Origin of the sequence: Mesorhizobium sp. B2-4-2, assembly GCF_006442845.1 — a bacterium.
Taxonomy (GTDB): Bacteria; Pseudomonadota; Alphaproteobacteria; order Rhizobiales; family Rhizobiaceae; genus Mesorhizobium.
The window spans coordinates 113,175-132,429 of sequence record NZ_VFVM01000003.1; the positions used below are offsets into that span (position 1 = coordinate 113,175).

Genomic DNA, 19,255 nt, shown 5'->3' on the forward strand with positions numbered 1-19,255 from the left:
TCCGCGCAGGTTTCAAAGGAGCAAATCCGCCGTGTATGATCTGCGAGTCCATGCTCCGCCGCGCCTGTACACGCAGGTGGCCGATACCATCCGCAACGCCATCGTCGTCGGAGAACTGGCGCCGGGAGAGCGGCTGGTGGAGCGCACGCTTTGCGAGCGCATGGGCGTTTCACGGACGTCGCTCAGGGAAGCGATGCGCGAGCTCGAGAACGAGGGCTTGGTCACGAACCTGCCCAACCGGGGACTTATCGTCTCTGTCGTCGATCCCAAGATCGCGAAGGACATTTTTGATCTTCGCGAGGCGCTGGAGGCGCTTGTATGCAGGTTGTTTTGCGAGAATGCGACTGACGATCATATCACGCGTTGTCGGGGCGTGTATGACGAGTTGATGGAAACCTATCGCGTCGGTGTGGCGCGCGAAATGATAGCTGCAAAGACTAGATTCTACGACGTCTTGATAGCGGGCGCGAACAATTCCGAGGCGGAACGGATGCTTCGCAGCATCCATATGCGGGCCTCACAGTTGCGCATGATTTCTCTTTCCGATGCAGAGCGGCGAAAGGCATCTCAGGAAGAGCTGGCAGCCCTGCTCGACGCCCTTGTGAATCGCAGGGCATCGGATGCCGAGCGGCTTGCAAAAAAGCATGTACGCAAAGCCGCCCAGTTCGCGCTCGGGATGATCGAACAGCTTGAAAACCAATCCGTCAGCTGATCGGCGGCGCTTGAAAGCGCGAGACGCCGCCCGTCCGCCGCTACCCGCGGCGACGGTGAAGGAGAATTATGTCGTGGCGGGCGGCATCCGTACGCGCTATTTCGAAGCTGGCAGCGGACCGGCCGTGATTCTGCTGCACGGCTCGTCACTGGCGATCGATGCCTGGTCCACTTGGCACAACACCATCCCGGCACTCGCGCATGACTTCCGGGTGCTGGCGCCCGATCTGGTCGGCTTCGGTCTCTCGGATGCGCCGGTGGACGGGAAACACGTTCCCCGCCTCGAAAGGCGGCATCACGTTTCAGCCTTCATCGAAGCGCTCGGCGTCACCCGATGCGCGCTCGTCGGCCATTCCGAAGGCGGTTTCATCGCGGCAATGCTCGCCGTTGAAAAGCCGGGTCTGGTCGATAAGGTGGTTGTCGTGAGCAGCGGTGCGACCTCCCCGCGCCTCGGCGGAAATGAGGACCACGCTTGGCAGGCAGCAGCGGCAGCAGCGTATAATGTGCTCGAGGGATGCGACACCGAGAAAGACTTTCTGCGCACCAATGCGAGGCTAAGCACAAAGAATCCGCCGGAGTTCGTGGAGCTGCTAAAAAAGAACTACCGCCTGGCCTGCGAGTCCGGTCAGTTGGAGCGCTTCAAGCAGGCTGCCCGGAAAAAGGACGACACCGAATATACCCAGATCCAGGAGGACCATCTCCTTCCGCATTTGCCCACCATGCAGGCCAAGCTGTTCATAGCCTGGTCAGGCTGCGACGAAACCGTGCCGGTGGCTCGCGGCATCAAGCTGCTGGAACGCGCGCCGCAAGCCGACATGCACATTTTCGCCAATGCCGCTCACATGGTCATGATCGATCGCCCACGCGAATTCAATGGAGTTGTCCGGGACTGGCTTGGCAGCTAGCGCCGGTCAAACCGTCCAGCTTATGACCCACAGCAAGTCGTCCCAAGAGGCCCCCTATGCCGCGGGAGGATGTCCTCGGGCGTGCGCCCTCACTCCCTCGCCACCAGGTAACGCGCTTCCGAGTCGTAGAGCAGCCCGCCATAGTGCTGCCCGAGGTCGGACATGCCAGCCGTGGCGCCCACCACCTCCTGGCCGCGTGCCGTAGAGCCGCCGGTAATGATGAACGAGGGCGCGCGGCATCCACGGCCATGTTTCGCATAATCCGTTGACGGAAGGCTCAAAGTCCGCGTTCGGCATGTTGCCGCCCGGCAGCGGCACACTCGCGGTCCAGTCGCCCCCATCTGCGGAAAGATATGTTCGAGGCGATGGAGGCCGCGCTAGGCCAATTTCCGGAAGGTCGTGATCTTGCCGCCGAAGACATTGAACAGTGGCGCGCCCCCGGTCTCGTCAAGGTCGAAGACGTAGTCGCGCGTAACCGCCGAAAGGGTTCCCATTGCCGTCGTCGAACAACAGCCGCACGCCCGAGAACGCATACAGCAAGTCCTGGCGGCGCAGCTTCTCTCTGAAGTAGCGGTTCACGGCCGCGCTCAAACATTCGATCTCGGTCTGGTCGATCTGCACCGCTTCGGCAGCACCCTCATAGGCGCGGCAATTAGAGGTGCGGCTACGGTCGCGATTTTTATCTTGATATTTTTATCAAGCTGTGAAATTTTTTTCAATTAAATGCTGGAGGAAGTTTTCCGCACCTCAGAATGCCCTGACAATGGGCATCGGACGGAGAACACGATGGGAGGTTCAATATGCCGGTCCAAGCCGTTTCAACCGAGTGAGCCTTTCCTGCGGGAGACGCCGCGTCCTGGACCTAAAAATCCGACGTCGTCGTCACACCTTCACAGGCAGGGGAAAGAATGCGTCCGCCTTCAGGCGCTTCTTTCGACACGACGAGATCAACACCGCAAGACGCGGCAAAGGTTCCAGAACGTCCGATGACGCGAATAGTGCAGATTTCCGATACCCATCTCAGCCCTGGTAAGCGGCATTTCCTTGCCAACAGCCAGCCGCTCCTCGACTGGCTGAAGGAAAGCGATGCCGACCTCGTTATCCATACAGGCGACGTCACCGTGGATGGCGCCGATGTCGAGGAGGACATGCGCTATTGCGCCGAGATGATGGACTCCATCGGACTGCCCTATCTCGCCGTGCCGGGCAATCACGACGTGGGCGAGCCCAAGCATCTCTATCAGCCAGTCAACGCAGAACGCCTGGCCCGCTGGCGACGTCATTTCGGGCCGGACTGGTGGCATCGCGACATCGAGGGCTGGCGCCTGATCGGACTCGATTCGATGCTGTTCGGCAGCGACGAGCCGGCCGAAACGGAGCAGATCGCGTGGCTGGAAAACGCCATGCGCGAAGCGTCCGGGCGCCGGATCGGCTGGTTCACCCATCGCCCGCTCTTCATCGGCGAGCCGACCGAAGGCGACGTTGGATACTGGGCGCCCACTCCCGAGCCTCGCGCGCAACTGCTCGACATGGTGCGCCGCTACGACGTGGCCTTCGTGGCCAGCGGCCACCTGCACAAACTCTACGATCGTCAACTCGGCGGCGTTCGGTACCTGTGGGGGCCGTCGTCCGGCTTCCTCGTCGAGGCGCACTTGCAGCCGGAAGGGATGGCCGGAGAAGCCACCTTGGGCGTGCTCGTCTACGACTTTTCCGGGTCCGATTTCACCGTGCGGCCTCATGAAATTCCGGGCCTCACACCCTTTTTCATCGGTGATGTCGTGCATGAGGTCTATCCACCGAGATAGCGCCTCTACCCAATTGTTCGCGAAACGGAGCAACCCCAGTGGCTGCAGTGGAAATAAAGAACCTTTCGAAGTCCTTCGGGCCCCACCGGGTTCTCAAAGACATCAACCTGTCCATCAACGATGGCGAGTTCCTGACGCTTGTCGGCCCCTCCGGCTGCGGAAAATCGACGCTCATCCGCATCATCGCCGGCCTCGAGCCGCAAACCTCGGGCTCGATCCTCGTCGATGGCGCGCCGATCGATCATCTGAGGCCGCATGAGCGGCGCATCGCCATGGTGTTCCAGAGCTACGCGCTCTACCCGCACATGTCCGTCTTCAACAACATGGCCCTGCCCCTGACGATGACCGGGCTTAGCCTCTACGAGCGCCTGCCGCTCGTCCGGCTACTCTCGTCCCGGCGCCGCAAGGTGATGCAGGAGATCGGCAAGCAGGTCAGGGGCATCGCGGCGCAACTTCAGATTGAACCTCTTTTAGAGCGCAAGCCCGCCCAGCTCTCCGGCGGCCAGCGTCAGCGCGTCGCGCTCGGTCGCGCCATGGTGCGCCAGCCCGCCGCTTTCCTGATGGACGAGCCACTTTCTAACCTCGACGCCAAGCTGCGCGTCCACATGCGTAGCGAGCTGGCCGAGCTTCACCAGAGACTCGGCGCGACATTCGTCTACGTCACGCACGACCAGGTCGAGGCGATGACCATGTCAAGCCGGGTCGCCATGATGGAAGGCGGAGACATCCTTCAACTCGGCACGCCCGACGAACTCTACGACAGGCCGGCCAACATCCAGGTCGCCCAGTTCATCGGCAGCCCGACGATCAACCTGATTCCCGTGACGGTGGGGGTCGGTGGGCGGCTGGAATTGCTCGGAAAGCCTCTGCCGATCGGCACCGCCCTCCCCGCCGGAGAGAAAGCGACGATCGGCGTCCGCCCGGAAATGATCCTGCCCGGCGCGGTCTCGGGCCAGTCGGCGGACCAGGTCCCGCTTCCGGCGAAGCTGCGGCGCAGCGAGCATCTCGGCTCCGAGAAGATCCTGCATTTCGATGTTCCCTCGCTCCCTGGGATCTTGGTGACCTCGCGCATAGGCGCGGGCGTGCCGGACGGTGAGGTCGAGAACACCGAACTCTTGTTCCATCCCTCGGCCTGCCATGTCTTCGATGCCGCCGGAAACCGCGTGGAACCCCAAGTTTCCCAAGACGCGGCCACCGCCGCCAAGGGAAAGCTGCGCCTCGCAGAGGGAGCGCGCGCATCATGAGCCTGACCGCGGTCCCCGCTCCGCCCGCCCGGCCCGGTGCCCGGCAGGCCTTCATCGAGAGGCTGGTCGCCGGCGGCTTCGCGCTGCCTGCCCTGCTTTTGCTGGTGCTGACGATCCTCGTGCCGCTCGGCGTGCTCGGTTATCTCAGTTTCACCGACTACGAGCTCGGCGAGGTCGATGTCCATTATGTCGGCCTGCAAAACATCACCGACGCGCTGACCGATCCGGAATTCCGCCGCGCACTCAAGAACACGCTCGTCTACGTCGCGATCGTCCTGCCCGGCTCGGTGATCCTGTCGCTGCTCGTCGCCGTCCTCGTTCACCGCCGCAAGCGCACCCGCTCGCTCTACGAAATCATCTACTTCCTGCCTGTGACCTCGACCTTCATCGCCATGGCGACGGTGTGGCAGTTCCTGCTGCACCCCAGCCTCGGCCCGGTGAGCGCGGTGCTGCGCTGGCTCGGCATCGGCGAGGTCGCCTTCCTGAGCAATCCCTCGCTGGCGCTGCCGACGCTTGCCGTGATCGGCATCTGGCAACTGGTCGGCTTCAATATGATCCTGTTTCTGGCCGGCCTCTCGACCATTCCAAAGGACCTCTACGAAGCCGCCGAGATCGACGGCTGCGGCGGCGAAATCGACCGCTTCCTGACGATCACGTGGCCGCTGCTGGGACCGACGACCATGTTCGTCATCGTCACCAGTTCGATCACCGCCTTCAAGGTGTTCGACACGGTGGCGGTGCTGACCCATGGCGGTCCGGTGGGATCGACCGAGGTCCTGCTCTACAAAGTCTACCTCGAAGGCTTCCAGTACTTCCGCATGGCGTATGCGTCGGTCCTCACCTTCATCTTCCTCATTTTCATTCTGGTCTTCTCGATCCTCCAGACCGTCGTCATGGACCGCAGGGTGCATTACTGATGACCGACACAACCATCACTGCTCCCGCGATGGGGGGCACAACAACCACACCAGCTGGCTCCGCCGGCCGACGCTTCGCCTCTCTGTTCATCACTCACGGCATCCTGATCACCGGCGCGGCGTTCATTCTCCTGCCTTTCCTGTGGATGCTGGTGACCTCGATCAAGCCGCCGGAAGAGGTGTTCAACGCCCAGCTCAGGATCTGGCCGAGGCATTTCTACGGCTTCGAGAATTATGCGATGGCGCTGACCAGCGCGCCGCTGCTGCGCTTCGCTCTCAACGGCGTCATAGTGTGCGGCGGCATCCTCATCATCCAGCTTCTGGTCGCCATCCCATGCGCCTACGCGTTGGCCAAGCTGAAGTTCCCGGGCCGCAACCTGCTTTTCGTCCTCGTCCTGCTCGGCCTATGCGTGCCCGAACAGGTGCCGGCGCTGCCGATCTACATCGCGCTGGCGAAGATGGACCTGCTGAATACCTATTTCGCCATGATGGTGCCCTTCTTCCTCTCAGTCTTCGCGATCTTCCTGTTCAGGCAGTTTTTCCGTTCCTTCCCCGACGACATCATTCATGCCGCGCGGCTCGACGGGATGAGCGAGTTCGAGATCGTGTGGCGCATCGTCACGCCCAGCGCCATGCCGGCGATCGCCGCCTTCGCGGTGTTTTCCTTCGTCGCGCACTGGAACGACCTCTACTGGCCGCTAATCGTCATATCCGACGTCAACCTGGCGCCGCCGCCGCTCGGCATGATGTTCTTCTCGGACGCCGAAGCCGGCACCAACTACGGCGCACTGACCGCCGCCGCGACCATCCTGACCGCGCCACTGCTGCTCGCGTTCCTGTTCGCACGCCGCCGCTTCATCGAGGGCGTCACGATGACCGGCGTGAAATAAAACTGACAACTGGCGCGGCTAGAAGCCCGGTCGCGCCGTTCCCCCACACCTTTCGCGGGGCAAGGCGGCATCATCGCCTCAAGAGCATCGGGCAAATCGCATAACCGGAGGAAAGCCTTAATGAAATTCCTGTCAAAGATCATCGCGGCCTCGGCCGTATTGCTGGGAGCGGCGTCGACAGCGCTGGCCCAGTCTCCCGTGACGCTCGACGTCTACTACGCATTCCCGGCCTTCGCGAAGTTCCATGAGCCGCTGGCCGCGGAATTCATGAAGGAACATCCCGACATCAAGATCCAGTTCCGCGCGCCGGCGGCCAGCTACGACGAAGGCCACCAGGCCATGCTGCGGGCCTCCATCACCAACAACCTGCCCGACGTCTATTATTCGGGCTATCACGTCCTGCATGAACTGGTCGGCAAGCTGAAGGCGCGCAACCAGATCTTGGACCTCGGCACGATGATGGACGCCGAGTCGAAGGAATGGCGCGACGCCAACTACGCCGACAACATTCTCGACCTCGGCCGGGTGGACGGCAAGCTCTACGGACTGGCCTTCAACGCTTCCATGCCGATCATGTTCTACAATGCCGACCTGGTTAAAAAGGCCGGCGGCGATCCCGACAACATGCCTACCGACTGGCCGGGCATTATGGAACTCGCCAAGAAGATCAAGGCCACCGGTTCCGGCATCGCCGGCCTCGCCTACAATATTCATGACTGGCCCGACGAATGGCTCTGGGACGCCATGTTGATGCAAGGTGGGGGCGAGCTGACCAAGGACGGCAAAGTGGCCTTCGGCGACGAGCACGGCCTGAAGGCGCTGGAATATTTCCGCAGCTTCGTCACCGATGCCGGCATGCCGTTGATCGACTGGGATCAGTCGCGCCAGGCCTTTATCGCCGGCCAGATTGGCATCTTCTTCGATACGCCTGCCCGTCTCAGCCAGGATACCGAACTGATCGGCGACCGATTCAAGCTGCGTACCGCGGTCTTCCCGGTCGACAACAAGGAAAAGGGTGGCCTGCCCACAGGCGGCAACGCGGCGGTGATCACTGCCTCCGACCCGGCAAAGCAGAAGGCAGCCTGGGAATTCCTTAAATTCGTCACCGGCCCCAAGGCGCAGGAGCAGGTCGTGAAGATGAGCGGCTACCTCCCGACCAACAAGGCCGCCACCGGGACCGACTATCTCGGCCCGTTCTACGAAGCGAACCCGAATTACGCCACCGTTGCCAAGCAGATGGCACTGTCGCGCCCGTGGCCCGGCTATTCGGCGGGCAACACGGTCCGCATCTGGCGCACCCAGCGCGAGATCATCAGCAAGGTCATGAGCGGCGACGTATCCATCAAGGACGGGCTCGACAGCCTCGTCTCCGAAACACAGGCACTCATGAAATAAGTCGCCATGCCACGCGCGCCGGCCGGCTTCGGCTGGCGCGCCCTTTTTAAGGTGGCGCCGATGTGGCGCCCTTCTTGTGTCAGCCCTCCCTTCACACTGCCGGACCTCCCGATGCTCATTGCACAGATCAGCGATTTTCATATCCGACCCGACGGCCAGATGGCCTATGAGGGTCTCCAGACCAACACCATGACTCGTCGCGCCATCGCGACCGTCGCCGCGCTCGATCCGGCGCCCGATTGCGTCCTCGTCACCGGCGATCTCGCCGATTGCGGTCGCCCGGAAGAGTATGCGCTGGTCGCCGACATGCTGTCGGCCCTGCCCATGCCCGTCTTCGTCATTCCTGGCAACCACGACCGGCGTGAGACAATGCGCGAGGTGATGGCGCCGAAATTCCCCTATCTGAGCCAGTCGCCGGATTTCCTGCATTATACGATCGAGGACCTTCCGGTCCGCCTTATCGGGCTGGACACGGTGCAGCCGGGCGAGGACGGTGGTGCGATCTGCGAGCGGCGCGAAGCCTGGCTCGGTGAGCGTCTCGCCGAGGGCGACGGCCGCCCGACCTTCGTCTTCATGCACCATCCGCCCTTTCCCGTCGGCGTGCACGGCATGGACATCATGATGTGCGTCGTCGGCGACGGCTTCCGCGACATGATCAGGTCCCACGCCGAAATCGAGCGGGTGGCCTGCGGGCACTATCACCGGCCCATCACCACGCGCTTTGCCGGCACGGTCGGCTTCGTCGCGCCGGGCGTCGCGCACCAGGTCGCGCTCGATCTTCGTCCGGGCGAGCCCAATCGCTTCATCTTCGAACCGCCGGCTTTCGCCCTGCACGCCTGGTCGCCGCAGACCGGTATCGTTTCGCACGTCGTCCCGATCGGCGATTTCGGCCCCGCCCACGATTTCATCACCGATGTCGACTACCCCGGGAAAAACGAAACATGAGCGACTACCGTCAAATCCTGAAAGACGCCGATGCCGTCGCACGCAAGGCAGCCGCGACGTTGATGTCGATGCGCGAGGAGCGCCTCGACGTCACTCGCAAGGAAGGGCTGGACATTGTCACCGCCGCCGATCTCGCTTCGGAGCGCATTGTCATCGACGGGCTGCGCGCGCTTACGCCGCAAGCTTCCATCCTGTCGGAAGAAGCCGGCACGACGGGAATCTTGGGCGAAAGCCGCTGGATCGTCGACCCGCTCGACGGCACGATAAACTACGCGTCCGGCCTGCCGTGGTTCTCCGTCACCATGGCCTATCAGGAGCAGGGTGCGACGAAGGTCGGCCTGACCGTCGCGCCCGCCGCCGGCTTCGAGGCGCACTACACCTGCGAGGGGATCGCGACCGTCAACGGCAAGACGGCCAATGTGTCGACAACTGCAAGACTGGCCGATGCGGTCATTGCCGTCGTGCTGACGTCGCACTTTTCGGCCGAGGAGGTGGCGCGCACCGCAGAGATCGTGCGGCGGCTCGGCGTCGGCGCGCGCGGCGTGCGCGTTATCGTCTCAGGGGCCTTTGAATATTCGATGGTCGCCGCCGGCCAGCTCGATGCGGCGGTTTCGATCAAGGCCGACGTCGTGTCCTACGCGGCTGCCATGCCGCTGCTACGCGCAGCAGGAGGCAAGGTCACCACGCTTTCAGGTGTCGACTCCACAGACGAGGACACGCAGAAGGTCGGCTCGAACGGGCTCATTCACGACGAACTTCTTGAAGCGCTACGCGGCCTGTGACACCTGGCGCGCAAACCGGAGCGAGCATGCAAGACACATTGATCATATTCGACTGCGACGGCGTGCTGGTCGACAGCGAACCGCTGGCGGCGCTTGCCTACGGGCGGGTCTATTCGAAACACGGCATGGAACTCGACCCGCAGGCGGTCCTGCAATGCGTCGGCATGAAGCAGACCGACATCCTGGAGCGCATCAGGCTCACGACCGGCCATCGTCTTGAGGAGCATCAGACCACGGATTTATGGGACGAGGTGAAAGCGCTCTTCACCGAAAGTCTGCAGCCGATGGCGGGCCTGAAGCCCTTCCTTGAACAGCTGTCCAATCCCCGCTGCGTCGCCTCATCCTCCTCGCTGGAACGGATACATCACAGCCTTTCGGTCACAGGGCTCGCGAGATTCTTCGGCGAGAACATATTCTCATCGTCAATGGTCGCGCGCGGGAAGCCCGCCCCCGACATCTTCCTGTTCGCCGCGGATCAGATGAGCATCGAACCGAAGCACTGCGCGGTTGTCGAGGACTCGCCTTTCGGCGTGCAGGGCGCAGTCGCCGCCGGCATGACGGCGATCGGCTTCATCGGCGGCGGCCACACCTATCCGGGGCATGCCGAGAAACTACGCGTGGCCGGCGCCCGAACCATCTGCGCCGACTGGGACGAAGTCGCGCGCGAACTCGTTTCTCTGGAGTTGATCGCACCCGTCTCCGTGTAGATTTCAGGCCCAGCGAAAGCCGGGCAGCAGATAATCCGGCACCGCCCTTTCCTGCTCAAACACCGTCGAAAGCGCCGCGTCGCCGAATGTAACAGATAGGTAGGATTCCGTAATTGGGGCCGGAACAAGAGCTGTTTCAGAATCTGCTTAAGGTCGAACGGAGAGCGAACACCCGGATGTTCGCTGTGGATGCGCGATTGCCAGCGAACTTTCGAAACTACCTGCCGGTGCCAGAGGTACCGCTCACATGATCATTATCAGGTAGCCGAAGTTGGTCCAAAAGGGGCCGTGCCGTTGACGATCACCGCACCGGCTGAGCCAACGAATCGTCCAATTGCACCGTCGCCGCCACGCCCTGACGAGCGCGAGGCCGCCTTAGATTTCTTTGCTTTCTCTTTTTCACTTGACGCGGTTCTTCGTTTGAAAGCGCACCCGTCACGCAGTCGACCACGTTGAACGCAACAAAGTCCGCTTCCAATTGCTCGGCGAGGCCCGCCGTATCCTCCCTGGGCTTGTCATGGGTGTCGTGCCAGAGCGCGATTCCGATGCGTGCACACGGTGCGAGTCGCCTCAAGCGCCTCACGACGAACACCGCGTGTTTGAACGAATCGCGGTTGAGGAAGCCCACGACGACTGCGTCGCGAGCTTCAAGCGGAAGTTTCCGGATCCGCGCGGGGAGGAGGTCACGGTGGCTCGCGGCCACGCAATCCGCACCCTCGATCGAAATGACCTGCGCGAGCATCGCAGCGGCCACATCGTCGAGGTCTCCGCGCCCGCCGATACACAGCACTGACTTCCCAGCACCATCCGGGAGATCAGGCGCAAACTCGGCTTGATCCTCATCCTCTTCGCCCGGATCCGCGCTCGCGCCTTCTTTTTCCGCGTGCTCGTCTTCTTCCTCTTCTTCTTCCTCCGCGGCGATCTCGTTGAGGTTGGCCACCAGGGTGCGGGCGTTTTCGGCAAGGTTCGCCAACTGACTTGCCGTCAGTGCGCCCCGAGCCCGGTCCTGTTCACCAAGCAGCAACGCCGGAATCGCAACCGTGCTGTGGAACTCGATCAGGTATTTCTCCTCGAGCATTTCTTCCGCGTTGTCGGTGGCTTCGTCGATATCGTCGGCAAGAAGCCGCTGGTACAGACGCTCCTTCGGGTCAAGCACCGGCTCATCGCCAAACAGGATCTGCAGGAATTCGAACTGGGGCACGTGCCGTCCAAGCACGACAAGGCAGACGGTCAACGGCGTCGACAGCACCAAGCCGACCGGGCCCCATAGCCAAGCCCAGAAAACGGCGGCTACGATGATCGCCAGCGGCGAGAGGCCCGTGTGCGAGCCGTAAAGCCAGGGCTCGACGATGTTGCTGATTACGAGCTCTGCCAAGATGAAGAGAGCGCCAGTCCATACCAGTAAGCTCCAGCCGGGAGCCACTGCGAAGGCAAGAAACAAAGGTATCACCGCCGCGATAACCGGACCGATAAAGGGTACGAAACGCAAGACAACGGCCAACATGCCCCATAGCAGGGCATTGGGAATGCCAAGAAACCAAAGACCTATCGCAAGGGGCACGCCGTAAACGATGTTCACGACCAATTGCATGAGCAGATATTGTCCGACGCGACTGCCTGCATCCTGCAATGCCTGGGTCGTGCGATGGAGATCGCTGTAGCCCACAAGGCGGATGAATCGATCCCGCAATTCTTCACGCTCGAGCAGCATGAAAATCACCACGATGATGACAAGGCCGGTCGTGGCGAGTGGTCCGATCAGCGGCTCGATAATGTTCCTCAGCGTCTCTATCGGACGCTGGGGCGAGAATATCTGAACCAGAAGCGGATCCTGCTGCTTCGTGGTTTGCTCCACATCTGCCTGCCCGCTGGATTGGGATTTGTTTATCTCAGTGTTGACGCGCTCGAACACCTTGCCGAGCCGGCTGATAAGGCCGTCTTCGGATCCTGTTTCTTTCAAAGTCCGAATCTTCTCGAGGATGTTGGATTGGTATGTCGGAATGTCCTGCGCGACCTGGCTCACCTGCGTGGCAACGATCAGGCTGAACAGCGACACGAGGACGAAGGCCGATGCAACCGCGCCAAGCACAGCGATCATTCGCGGCAGCTTCAACTTTCGGAGCAAAGAAACAATCGGCGCCAACGCAAATGTGAGAAGGACCGCTATTGCCAATGGCAGCAGGACCTCCTTGGCGACGTAAAGAATGGCGACGGTAGCAATCATCGCCACGACGGTTGCCAACTTCGATGTCATAAAAGCAGGGGGCATGATGGGACCTATCTGCAGTCTCGCGATTTAGAGGACGGCCATGGCCTAACCGCGCAAAGCGTGCGCTGGTCCATATACTGGCACCTCCTCAGCTTCTGGCCAATGACCTGGTTCGTTACACCGCATGTGTGATGATCTCGAACTTTTGCAGGGCATGTAGCCCAAAGGTGTGGATCATCGGAACATCCGCGGCGTCCCTCGCAGGCCCAAAAGATTTCTTTGGCGGCGTGCTTCCTACCCGGCTGGCAATGACCAAGGTCATCACGCATGGCGTGACCGGCGCGTCCGTATTTCGGCCTGGTGACTGGCCAGCGGAATTCGCTGAACGGATCAGCGCTGCGGTTTTGCCGGGTTACAACACGTTCTCCCGAGCCGACACTTTGAAAGCGGCGGATTGTCGGCCGCAGCCGACGCTACCGTGCATTTTCAGCGAGAGGATCCCGACGAGGGTGCCATCACGCGCTACACGGCGGTTACGCGGAAATCCGTTTAGCGATGATCAAGGGAGTGATTGACGAACTCAAAAGCAGGCACCGAAAACCGGTCGAAGCTCGAGTTTGGAAAAGGGCGGCAAGCCGATCGTCGATGGCGAACTCGACTTGGATGCGCTCTCGATGGGGTCGCCGGTTCGACGGCAGACGGCCGTCATATCGGCTTGCCTGGAATCAAGGAACATGGGGGGGAGTCTTTTGTTCGGGAGTTACAGAACCGGATCGATGGGAGCGACTGAAAATGAGACAAGACATTGTGGCTGGCGCGAACTTCCCCGACTACGTTCTTCCCGACCACACCAAGACACCACGGCGGCTGTCGGACCTGCAGGGCGACCAGCTGATGATCGTGATGCTGACGCGTGGGTTCTTCTGTCCGAAAGACCGGCAGCAAATGCTCGAACTGGTGCGGTTTCACTCGCAATTGGTCGTCGGCTACACACAGCTCGTCACGATCACCACGGATGATTGGCATACGACCAACAACTACCGCCAGCAGACCTCCGCGCCCTGGCCCTTTCTTTATGACGAGGAACGGCTCGTGCAGAAGGACCTGGACATCAAGGAATACACCGACACCACGCACGACGTGATGATCCCGCACACGATCGTGCTCGGGCGGGACCTCGAAGTCTTCAAGGTCTACAACGGTTACTATTACTGGGGCCGCCCCTCCACCGCCGAATTGCACGCAGAACTGCGCGAACTGGCGCGAAGGACCTATCGCGACTGGGACATCACCGAACCCGAGCTGCGGGAGAAATGGAAGAAAGGCGATAAATCCGACTTCTACCCCTATGGCGGGAATTCCATCTCCATGGACACACTCATGCTCCAGATGGCCGGCGCGGTCGACCAATATGCCGGTCGGGCAAAGAGAAGCTGAACGGAGGAAGCCAGCATCGCTCGCGGCGGTCTTCTCCCAGTCACGCTTTTTGTCCAGCCGCGCTTGGTAAACGAACTTTTTTCCGATCCGGGCCTGCTACTGGATTTCCGCTTCCGCAACAGGGCCATCCTTTTCTATCTCGGAGAGCTTTCGACGCTTTCGCTGCGCGAATTCCTGCGGATTCGCACGTCTTCGTGACGCACATGCATATGGATCACTTCAGCGGTTTCGACCGCCTGCGCAGGCTGTCGCTTTACAGCGCAAGCCCGGAAGTCCACGGTCAAAATTTTATTGAGCAACATCACTTGTTTAGAGGAAAGCCGATGGTACCGTTGGCTGGGATCGAACCAGCGACCTCCGGATCCACAATCCGGCGCTCTAACCAGCTGAGCTACAACGGCACGTCTGCCTGAGCGGGATCGGCGGAACATAGTCCCCTCGAGCGCTCTGTCGTTCGGCGATGCGTCCTTACGGGCTTATGGATTTTAATTCAAGGCTTTTGCAAAGCAAAGGTCACTTGCCCACATGGAAGCGGATCTGCGGACAAGAAAAAGGCCGGCGGGAGGAGGTGCCGGCCTTTTCCTGTTACGAGCCAGCGGGAGGAGGTGCTGGCTGGTCACCCCGGAGGCGGAGGGAGGAGGTTCCGCCGACCGGGTATTCGTTGATGGCTGCCATCATACACACGATCATTTCGAAGAAAATGCGACCTTTTGTTACATCTTCTGATCATGCGCAAATATTAGGCGGCCTTGATGTCCTTCATCGCCTTCTCGAAAACGGTCTTGATCGGCTTGGAGACATCCTCGGCCGCCTTGGAGGCGACGGTCTGGAACTCCTTGGCTTGCTCGACGGTCATTTCGACGCGCTTGCGCAGGAACGCGGTCTGCAGCTCCACGACTTCCGACAGCGATTTGGCGCCGATCAGCGCCTCGAGATGCGAAAAGCCCGCTTCGGCATTGGCGCGCAGTGCGGCAACGGTCTTGAGCGACAGGTCGCTGGAAACGGTCTTGGCGGACTCGTATGTGGATTCCAGGGCCTTCTGGGTCTCCTCGGCGCCAGTCTTGAGCTTGGCGTAAGCCTCCTTCGACTGCTCGACGCCCTTCTCGGCGAAAGCGCGGATCTGGTCGGTGGCCTTGGAAGCGTCAAAGCTCGGGAATTCAACGTTTTCGATGGTCTCGGCAGTCTTGGTCCTGGACATTTTCCATCCTTTTCAGCGGTAGCGGCTTTGACGGAAAGCCGTCTCGTTCATGTATGATGGCAATATAAAGGCAATTTTTGTGCATTGCAATATCTTTGTTGCACTGCACCATAGATTCCGTTTCGGCCGTTAACCAAGAGCCGAAATTCAGGCCTATGCACGTTCTGGCTTGTGGACCTTCGCGCCGCCGGCTTTTATTAACAAAGCGTTAACTGCAAAAATGCCCGCTGCATGAGGATTTCGCCAGCGCATGCCGTCCGAATATTCCTTTCTTGACGTCGCCGTGCTCGACGCGGTCCGCCAGCGCTTCGCCGCCGGCGACGCGATCGCGATCCTGTCGGCGAATCTGGAGCAGGTGATCTGGGCCAATGGACCGGGTGCCGCGGTGTTCGGCTATCCCGACATCGAAAGCATCATCGGCGCCGAGGCACGGCTGCCGCTGATCGCCAGCCGCCAGATCATGGCAACCAGTGGATTTCCCGACATCGGCAGCGACCGCACCATCACGGTCAGGCTGGCGACCGGCATGTCCAGCCGCGCCATCGGTTTCCTTGCAAGTGCTGTGGCGCTGCCCGACGGCGAGAACGCCATCATGCTGGCGGTGCCGGCGGCCCAGACCGGCTCGCGCAGTGCAGCCGAAATCGCCGGCAGGGCCATCAGCGGCTTCACGGAAGATGGCCATTTCATCGCCTTCATCGACGCCAGCGGCAATGTCGAAGCGGCATCGGAGAGCTTTTCGCAGCTCGGCATCGAGCCCGCGACGCTGGCCGCGCTGGTGGCCGACGTCGCGAATGAGGGCGACCGCATCGTCAAGCGGCTGGTTCCGGGCGGCGGCACATCCTATCCGGCGGGTCTCGCCCGGCTGACGCCTGAGCGGCATTTGCTGGTGGTGATCGACGAGAACAGGCTGGACGACGGTGCGCCTGGGCAGAGAACTCCAGCGGCCGAGCGTTCCGAAGAACGTGACCGCTCACAGGCCATCGCCAAGGATATTTCGGAACCGGCAGCGCGAATCGCTGCCGAAGCGGCCGTGCAGGAGGCGGAGGCGGCAGAACCCGGACAACCGGCGACAAGCGGCACGCCGGCACAGCACGACCATTGGTATTTCAATGCCGGCGAAGACCGGAGGCATGCGCGCGGCCCAGCCGCGCCGGACGCCGAAGCTGCACTTTCGCCGGCTGCCGCCGAAGGTCCAGCCGAGGACGCGAAGCACGATGCCCAGGCTCCAGTTGTTCCGGCAGCCCCGGCCGCCAGGACCGTGGACCGCACGGCGGCGCCGCTGCGTTTCGTCTGGCGAACCGACGCCGAGGGCAGGTTCAGCGCGCTGTCGCCGGAATTCGCCGACGTCGTCGGCAAACCGGCCGCGGACGTCATCGGCAGGCGCTTCAGGGACGTCGCGGCGGCCTTCGGGCTGGATGCGTCCGGCGAGATCGCCGGTCTCCTGGAGCGGCGCGACACCTGGTCCGGCCGTTCCGTGCTGTGGCCGGTCGTCGGCACGGACCTGAAGATCCCGGTCGACCTGGCGGCCCTGCCGGTCTATGGCCGCAGCCGTGCCTTCGAGGGCTTCCGCGGTTTCGGCGTCGCCCGCGCCGGCGACGCCGTCGTCGATCCTGAAGCGATCGGCATGGCGCTGGTGCCCAACAGCGAGGCACCCCCGGCGTCGGAACCGGTCGAACCCGCACCCGAGGAACCGAAGACCGAGGAGTTGAAGCCATCGGACCCGTTCCGGGGCGAGGTGCCGGCGCTGACCATCGTGCCGAAGCCTGAACGCCGCTTTGCCGACAAGGTGATCCGTCTGGCCGAACATCGCCAGCCGGCTAACGACAAGGGTCTGTCGACCCTGGAACGCAGCGCCTTCCGCGAGATCGGCGAGCGGCTGAAGAAGGAAAGCAGCCCGGCCGAGCCGGAGGCCGAAAGACCGGGTCCGGACGATGCCGGGCAACCGGAGGCGGCAACGCCGGCGGGGCCGTCCGAGAAACCAGCGGACGCCCGCAAAAACCTTGCGCCAAAGGGCGAAGCCGCACCGGCCGAGCCGTCCGAAACCGATGTCGATGCCGAGGATGCAGAGGACCTCGCCCGGCTCGATGGCGAACGGCCGGACAAAACGGCTGATGAGGAGCCCGCCGACACGGTAGCCGGAGTGACGGGTTCGCTGCTCGACTATGCCGAGCGGAGCGAGGAACCAGCGCCGATCGCCGACAACAATGACGAGACCCCGGCTTCCGAACCGGCGGCGGCGCGGACGGAACGGGAGAGCGAAGAGCCCGTCGCGGCGGCAGGCGAACCGACCGTCGCCGGCGCCAACGATGACATTGCCGACGACGAGAGCATGACATCGGCCGATTTTCGCGATGCCGAGGACAGTGAGGACTGGGTCGGGGACGAGGAAGCGTCCGCGTCCGATGAGCAGGCAGCAACCGCCGAGGGGGCCGCCGGCACAAGCGACGCGGTGGAGGCTCCGGTCGAGCGGCCACGCCTCAAAGTGCCTCCGCTCAAGCTCGAAGGGTTCGTGCCGTCGGCCTTTGCGGTCGGAGACGAGAGCAAGGCTCCCGACACCTCGCTCCTGAGCAAGCTGCCCGTGCCGCTGCTCATCCATTCCGGGGATGAACTTCATTACGCCAACGAGGAGTTTCTCGTCCTGACAGGCTATGAGACGCTCGATGAACTGGCGGATGCCGGCGGGCTGGGCGCGCTGTTTGCCGATCCCTATGGCCATGATGGCGCCGCCGAGGGCGCCGACCGGGCGTTGCGGCTGAAGACGCATGGCCGGCAGGAATTTCCAATCGAGGCTATCCTGCGCTCGGTGCCGTGGCGCGACGGCAAGGCGCTGATGCTGGTGGTGCGCCGTTCGGGCGAGGATGAGGCACCGGCGGCACTGCATGCGGCCGGCGACGAGCAGACGCAGCCCGATATTTCCGAGCTCAAGGCGCGCATCGCCGAGATGCGCACCATCATCGATACCGCCACCGACGGCGTCGTGCTGATCGGCCGTGACGGCGCGATCCGTTCCATAAGCCGTCCAGCCGAGGCGCTGTTCGGCTTCGATAGCGACGACGTGACCGGCAAGCCGTTCGCCTCGCTGTTCGCCATCGAAAGCCAGCGCGCGGCGCGCGATTATCTCGACGGCCTGTCCGAGCCCGGCGTGGCGAGCGTCCTGAACGACGGCCGCGAAGTCATCGGCCGCGAGGCGCAGGGCCGCTTCATTCCCCTGTTCATGACCATCGGCCGGCTGCCCAACGACAGCGGCTTTTGCGCGGTAGTGCGCGACATCACGCAGTGGAAGCGGGCCGAGGAGGACCTGACCCAGGCGCGTGCGGTGGCCGAGCGCGCCTCCTCGCAGAAGACGGATTTCCTCGCCCGCATCAGCCACGAGATCCGTACGCCGCTCAATGCCATCATCGGCTTTTCCGAACTGATGGTGGACGAGAAATTCGGGCCGGTGGCCAATGACCGCTACCGCGATTACCTGCGCGACATCAACCGATCGGGCAATCATGTGCTCGATCTCGTCAACGACCTTCTCGACATCTCCAAGATCGAGGCCGGCCAGCAGGAAATGGCCTATGAAGCGGTGTCGCTCAACGACACACTGGCCGAGACGGTGGCGATGATGCAGCCGCAGGCCAACCGCGAGCGCGTCATCATTCGCTCCAGCTTCGCGTCGCGACTGCCGGAAGTGGTGGCGGACCTGCGCAGCGTGCGCCAGATTGCCCTCAACATCCTGTCGAACGCCATCCGTTATACCCAGGCCGGCGGCCAGGTGATCGTCTCGACCGCCTATGAGACATCAGGCGATGTCGTCATGCGCGTGCGCGACACCGGCATCGGTATGAGCCAAGCCGAGATCGAGCAGGCGTTGAAGCCGTTCAAACAGATCAATGCATTGAAACGGGGGCGCGGCGACGGCACCGGTCTCGGCCTGCCGTTGACCAAGGCGATGGTTGAAGCGAACCGCGCCCGTTTTATCATCACCTCGACGCCCGGCGAAGGAACCCTGGTCGAGATCGCGTTCCCGTCGACGCGCGTGCTTGCGGAATAGGCAAGCTCCCGTCCATCCAACCGCCTGAAAAAGAAAAGGCGCCCAACAGGACGCCTTGAAAGATGGGATTT

Annotated in this window: 13 protein-coding genes, 1 tRNA gene and 2 pseudogenes; 12 read left to right on the forward strand and 4 right to left on the reverse strand. The window is 62.2% G+C overall.

Annotation, left to right across the window (positions count from 1 at the left end; all coding sequences use genetic code 11):
• Nucleotides 1-31 precede the first annotated feature (31 nt).
• Nucleotides 32-712, forward strand: coding sequence for a GntR family transcriptional regulator (locus FJ942_RS07555; protein WP_140498504.1), 681 nt, complete (start codon nucleotides 32-34; stop codon nucleotides 710-712).
• Nucleotides 690-1,616 (forward strand): alpha/beta hydrolase, encoded by a 927-nt coding sequence (locus FJ942_RS07560; RefSeq protein WP_140498505.1) that lies wholly within the window; start codon nucleotides 690-692, stop codon nucleotides 1,614-1,616. Before FJ942_RS07555 ends, FJ942_RS07560 begins: the two co-directional genes overlap by 23 nt.
• Nucleotides 1,617-1,708: 92 nt before the next feature.
• Here FJ942_RS07560 and FJ942_RS07565 read toward each other — a convergent pair.
• Nucleotides 1,709-2,261 (reverse strand): annotated as a pseudogene (locus FJ942_RS07565) (glycerol-3-phosphate dehydrogenase); the annotation flags it as partial.
• A 353-nt stretch (nucleotides 2,262-2,614) separates the two neighbouring features.
• Here FJ942_RS07565 and FJ942_RS07570 point away from each other — a divergent pair.
• The 8 genes from FJ942_RS07570 (at nucleotide 2,615) to FJ942_RS07605 (ending at nucleotide 10,301) form a co-directional block, all read left to right on the forward strand.
• A complete protein-coding gene (locus tag FJ942_RS07570; protein ID WP_181169853.1) occupies nucleotides 2,615-3,421 on the forward strand; it encodes a metallophosphoesterase in 807 nt (268 codons plus the stop codon).
• 38 nt (nucleotides 3,422-3,459) lie between these two features.
• Nucleotides 3,460-4,665: an ABC transporter ATP-binding protein gene (locus FJ942_RS07575; RefSeq protein WP_140666402.1), complete on the forward strand. Its 1,206-nt coding sequence runs from the start codon at nucleotides 3,460-3,462 to the stop codon at nucleotides 4,663-4,665.
• Complete coding sequence (locus tag FJ942_RS07580; protein WP_140498510.1) at nucleotides 4,662-5,582, forward strand: sugar ABC transporter permease; 921 nt, start codon at nucleotides 4,662-4,664, stop codon at nucleotides 5,580-5,582. The genes FJ942_RS07575 and FJ942_RS07580 overlap by 4 nt, the downstream gene beginning before the upstream one ends.
• Before the next feature lie 29 nt (nucleotides 5,583-5,611).
• Nucleotides 5,612-6,472 carry a carbohydrate ABC transporter permease gene (locus FJ942_RS07585; RefSeq protein WP_140558077.1) on the forward strand — a complete coding sequence of 287 codons (861 nt, stop codon included), beginning with the start codon at nucleotides 5,612-5,614 and terminating at the stop codon, nucleotides 6,470-6,472.
• Between the two features lie 120 nt (nucleotides 6,473-6,592).
• Nucleotides 6,593-7,867, forward strand: coding sequence for an ABC transporter substrate-binding protein (locus tag FJ942_RS07590; protein ID WP_140897439.1), 1,275 nt, complete (start codon nucleotides 6,593-6,595; stop codon nucleotides 7,865-7,867).
• 111 nt (nucleotides 7,868-7,978) lie between these two features.
• Nucleotides 7,979-8,812, forward strand: a complete 834-nt coding sequence (locus FJ942_RS07595) for a phosphodiesterase (protein WP_140498512.1) — start codon at nucleotides 7,979-7,981, stop codon at nucleotides 8,810-8,812.
• Nucleotides 8,809-9,594, forward strand: coding sequence for an inositol monophosphatase (locus FJ942_RS07600; RefSeq protein WP_140561359.1), 786 nt, complete (start codon nucleotides 8,809-8,811; stop codon nucleotides 9,592-9,594). The genes FJ942_RS07595 and FJ942_RS07600 overlap by 4 nt, the downstream gene beginning before the upstream one ends.
• Before the next feature lie 26 nt (nucleotides 9,595-9,620).
• Nucleotides 9,621-10,301, forward strand: coding sequence for an HAD family phosphatase (locus FJ942_RS07605; RefSeq protein WP_140567202.1), 681 nt, complete (start codon nucleotides 9,621-9,623; stop codon nucleotides 10,299-10,301).
• A gap of 301 nt (nucleotides 10,302-10,602) precedes the next feature.
• Here FJ942_RS07605 and FJ942_RS07610 read toward each other — a convergent pair.
• Nucleotides 10,603-12,549 (reverse strand): annotated as a pseudogene (locus FJ942_RS07610) (AI-2E family transporter); the annotation flags it as partial.
• Nucleotides 12,550-13,302: 753 nt separating this feature from the next.
• On the opposite strand from FJ942_RS07610, the gene FJ942_RS07620 reads away from it, so the two are divergent.
• Nucleotides 13,303-13,947 (forward strand): redoxin domain-containing protein, encoded by a 645-nt coding sequence (locus FJ942_RS07620; RefSeq protein WP_140567197.1) that lies wholly within the window; start codon nucleotides 13,303-13,305, stop codon nucleotides 13,945-13,947.
• Nucleotides 13,948-14,271: 324 nt separating this feature from the next.
• Here FJ942_RS07620 and FJ942_RS07625 read toward each other — a convergent pair.
• Both FJ942_RS07625 and FJ942_RS07630 read right to left on the reverse strand, forming a co-directional pair.
• A tRNA-His gene (locus FJ942_RS07625) sits at nucleotides 14,272-14,348 on the reverse strand.
• Between the two features lie 338 nt (nucleotides 14,349-14,686).
• Nucleotides 14,687-15,145, reverse strand: coding sequence for a phasin (locus FJ942_RS07630; RefSeq protein WP_140498518.1), 459 nt, complete (start codon nucleotides 15,143-15,145; stop codon nucleotides 14,687-14,689).
• A gap of 250 nt (nucleotides 15,146-15,395) precedes the next feature.
• On the opposite strand from FJ942_RS07630, the gene FJ942_RS07635 reads away from it, so the two are divergent.
• Complete coding sequence (locus tag FJ942_RS07635; protein WP_140897440.1) at nucleotides 15,396-19,184, forward strand: histidine kinase dimerization/phospho-acceptor domain-containing protein; 3,789 nt, start codon at nucleotides 15,396-15,398, stop codon at nucleotides 19,182-19,184.
• Nucleotides 19,185-19,255 lie beyond the last annotated feature (71 nt).

What these genes read in the sequence shown, in the direction of transcription:
- FJ942_RS07580 (WP_140498510.1), top strand. Translation starts at nt 4,662, where the DNA reads ATGAGCCTGACCGCGGTCCCCGCTCCGCCCGCCCGGCCCGGTGCCCGG.
- FJ942_RS07585 (WP_140558077.1), top strand. Translation starts at nt 5,612, where the DNA reads ATGGGGGGCACAACAACCACACCAGCTGGCTCCGCCGGCCGACGCTTC.
- FJ942_RS07590 (WP_140897439.1), top strand. Translation starts at nt 6,593, where the DNA reads ATGAAATTCCTGTCAAAGATCATCGCGGCCTCGGCCGTATTGCTGGGA.
- FJ942_RS07595 (WP_140498512.1), top strand. Translation starts at nt 7,979, where the DNA reads ATGCTCATTGCACAGATCAGCGATTTTCATATCCGACCCGACGGCCAG.
- FJ942_RS07600 (WP_140561359.1), top strand. Translation starts at nt 8,809, where the DNA reads ATGAGCGACTACCGTCAAATCCTGAAAGACGCCGATGCCGTCGCACGC.
- FJ942_RS07605 (WP_140567202.1), top strand. Translation starts at nt 9,621, where the DNA reads ATGCAAGACACATTGATCATATTCGACTGCGACGGCGTGCTGGTCGAC.
- FJ942_RS07620 (WP_140567197.1), top strand. Translation starts at nt 13,303, where the DNA reads ATGAGACAAGACATTGTGGCTGGCGCGAACTTCCCCGACTACGTTCTT.
- FJ942_RS07630 (WP_140498518.1), bottom strand. Translation starts at nt 15,145, where the DNA reads ATGTCCAGGACCAAGACTGCCGAGACCATCGAAAACGTTGAATTCCCG.
- FJ942_RS07635 (WP_140897440.1), top strand. Translation starts at nt 15,396, where the DNA reads ATGCCGTCCGAATATTCCTTTCTTGACGTCGCCGTGCTCGACGCGGTC.